Origin of the sequence: Microbacterium sp. (genome assembly GCF_039812165.1) — a bacterium.
In the GTDB taxonomy this organism is placed as follows: domain Bacteria; phylum Actinomycetota; class Actinomycetes; order Actinomycetales; family Microbacteriaceae; genus Microbacterium.
On the sequence record NZ_JBDIAB010000301.1, the window covers coordinates 1 to 2,768 of the forward strand.

The window sequence follows — 2,768 nt, forward strand, 5'->3', positions numbered from 1 at the left end:
CGTGCGCTTCGTCGTGGACGCGCCGCCCGACACGCAGCTCACCGACATCGCGGTGCGGCCGCGGCAGGAGATCGCGCGCCTGTAGCCGTGTCGCAGCCCGGACGGCACCGGCGTGGCGGGCCCGATCTGTCGGTCATCAGGGTGGCGGCTCGCAGTTGCGGTTGTTCGCGGCGGGCGCGTCGACGTCCTCCGCGAGCATGATCGTGAAGCGGGGGTTCTCGGTGGGCTTGGCGATCCCCTCCACGATCGGAAGGCTGTCGCAGCGGTATCCGGGGACAGGATCGTAGCTGTCCACGTTCAACGTGGCGCTGGTGTCCCAGTTCCAGTCCTCGGGCATCTGCTGGCCCCAATCCGGGCCGTCCTCGGCCGCGCTCGCATCCACTCGGAACCAGTAGACGTAGCCCACCGGCCCGTGCGACGCCTCGAACTCGGCGTGGATCTCCATGATGTCGGTGCCGTCGCCGGGGTAGACGTTCCGCACATCGAGCGTCGTGATCGTGCAGTACGAGTCGGGCACGGGCTCCGGCCCGGGCAGCTGCAGGACCTCGCACTCGCCCAACTCGTTGGTCGGCGCGCCCCACTCCCCGGTCGAGGCCTCCACTGCGAACCGCCCCGGGTCCGTCCACGCGGCGGTCGAGGTCGCGACCGTGCCGAGCGCGACCGCGAACATCCCCGCTCCGAGTGCGACGAGCGCCGGCCGCGGCACCCGAGTCCGGGGGGTCATGCGACACGCTCCCGACCATCGGCACAGGTGCCGGCTCCGTGATCCGCCGCATCCACGCCCGCGTGGTCGCCTGCCGCGTCCGAACGCGCCGCAGCGGGATCCGCCGCGTCAGCCATGGCGGTCTCACCCCGGCGTGCCCGCGAGGGCGGGATCGCCGCGAGGAGGATCAGCGCCGCGATCGAGACCACGAGCGGGATCGCGACGCCGGGTCGCGTGAGGGTCTGCACCACGTGGCCGCCGCCGGGCACGGTCAGCACCGGCGTCAGCACACGCTCGTTCGCGCCGACCGCGTACGTCTCGGCGTCGGGCACGTCGTTGGCGTCGCCCTGCATGCGCAGTTCGACCGTGTCTCCCCGCGGGACGATCTCGATCACGCGGTGGGTCACGAGCCCGTCGCCGTGCGCGGAACGCAGGCTCGCGACGTCGCCGACGTGCAGGTCGTCGACATCGGTCGATGTCGCGATGATCAGATCGCCGGTGCGGATCGCCGGCTGCATCGACCCTGACACGACGACCAGCGGCTGCACCAGCCCGAGCCCGTGGGCGATCCAGAGCGCTCCCGAGAGCACGCCGAGCACCGCCGCCGCCCACAGCAGGGCGTTGCCGACGATCCGGATCGCGCGCATGGGTCCTCAGTCCTCGGGTGTCGGGTCGGTCGCGACACGACGGCGGCGGGCGGCGGACGCCGCGGCCAGCACGGCAGCGCCGGAGAGCGTCAGCGCGACGCCCCACAGCAGCGCGTCCGACACGGTGCCGCCGGTCACGGCGAGCTCGTCGTCGGCCACGAACGTCAGCCGTCCGGTCGCGACACCGCGCGCATCGGGCGCCACGTCGTCGGCAAGGGTCACGGTGAGCGTGATGCGCACCGCGCCGGCCGGGAACGCCGCACCGTCCGCGCGCGTCGCGTCGTGGCATCCGCCCGTCGCATCGCACGCCTCGACGGCGATCTCGGCGTCGCGCAGGATGCCGTCGCGCTCCGTCCACGCGAACTCGACGAGGCGGGCGTCGCGCGCGAGCTCGTAGGTGCCCCCATCGGCACGGGTCTCGCCTGGCCGCAGGTCGTCGAACGAGACGGCGACATCGACGCCCTCGACGGCTCGTGCCTGCCCCGTCTGCGTCAGGGCCAGAGCCAGCCCGAGCGCGAGCATCACGAACCCGGCCACCGCATACGAGAGGCGGCGACCGGGGGCGCGCACGGCGCGGCTCACACCGACGCCCCGAGCTTGCTCACACCGGCCTCACGGCAGGTCGGTGGAGCCCGTGAAGACGAGCTCGATCACACCGGAGGTCTGGTCCTGCATCTCGTCCGACCACGGGTCCGGGGTCGTGACGACGACGTCGAGCGGAAGCACGGTGTTCGCGGCCAGGGTCTGCGTCGCGAAGGCGGCGCCGGCGACCTGCACCTCGAGGTCCGCCGGGTCGGCGCCGCCGAACAACGGATCATCGGTCAGATCAGGCGCGCCCAGACTCACCGAGAGCGGCACGGTCGCGCCGTTGAAGAGGCAGATGCCGACGGCGCGCTCATCGCCCGGCACGAGCCCCGCGAACGAGCCCGACGCCAGCGTGATCTGCACGGCGCCTGCGAGATCGTCGGCTTCGTCGTACAGATCGGGGTCCGCGGACGGACATACGCCGTCGACCGCGAGCGCGCCGTAGAGCTCGACGTGCGCCGTGCTCGCCTCGGCGGTGAACCAGGCCTGGTCGGTCCACGCGGCGGTGGTGATGGCGGCGCCCACACCGAGAACGGCGACGGATGCCAGAGCGAGTCTCACGATCGTCGTCCTGCTCCGTCGCACAGGCGTCGAGGTCTGGTCCATGCGCACTCCTGGGGTCGTCTGCGTTGCACAGAAAGCGGCGTGGACTGGGGGCCACGCATTTCCGCTGGGCATAGGCGCACGCAAAACGCACGCGCAACGGGAGAAGACGCCGAGAGGCCGGGACCCGCAGGTCCCGGCCTCTCGTGTGCTCAGTCGCTCAGCGACCGGAGAGCTTCTCGCGCAGAGCCGCGAGCGCCTCGTCGTCGGCCAGCGTGCCGACGCCGTTC

At 72.4% G+C, this 2,768-nt stretch carries 4 protein-coding genes; all 4 read right to left on the reverse strand.

Features of this window, described 5'->3' with window-relative positions:
* Positions 1-136 precede the first annotated feature (136 nt).
* The 4 genes from WML84_RS14645 to WML84_RS14660 are packed head-to-tail and all read right to left on the reverse strand — an operon-like array spanning position 137 to position 2,496.
* Positions 137-724, reverse strand: coding sequence for a hypothetical protein (locus WML84_RS14645; RefSeq protein WP_347346871.1), 588 nt, complete (start codon positions 722-724; stop codon positions 137-139).
* On the reverse strand, positions 721-1,350 hold the full coding sequence (locus WML84_RS14650) for a signal peptidase I (protein ID WP_347346872.1): 630 nt from the start codon (positions 1,348-1,350) through the stop codon (positions 721-723). The genes WML84_RS14645 and WML84_RS14650 overlap by 4 nt, the downstream gene beginning before the upstream one ends.
* 6 nt (positions 1,351-1,356) lie before the next feature.
* A complete protein-coding gene (locus WML84_RS14655; RefSeq protein WP_347346873.1) occupies positions 1,357-1,932 on the reverse strand; it encodes a hypothetical protein in 576 nt (191 codons plus the stop codon).
* Between the two features lie 30 nt (positions 1,933-1,962).
* Positions 1,963-2,496, reverse strand: coding sequence for a hypothetical protein (locus tag WML84_RS14660; RefSeq protein ID WP_347346874.1), 534 nt, complete (start codon positions 2,494-2,496; stop codon positions 1,963-1,965).
* Between the last annotated feature and the right edge of the window lie 272 nt (positions 2,497-2,768).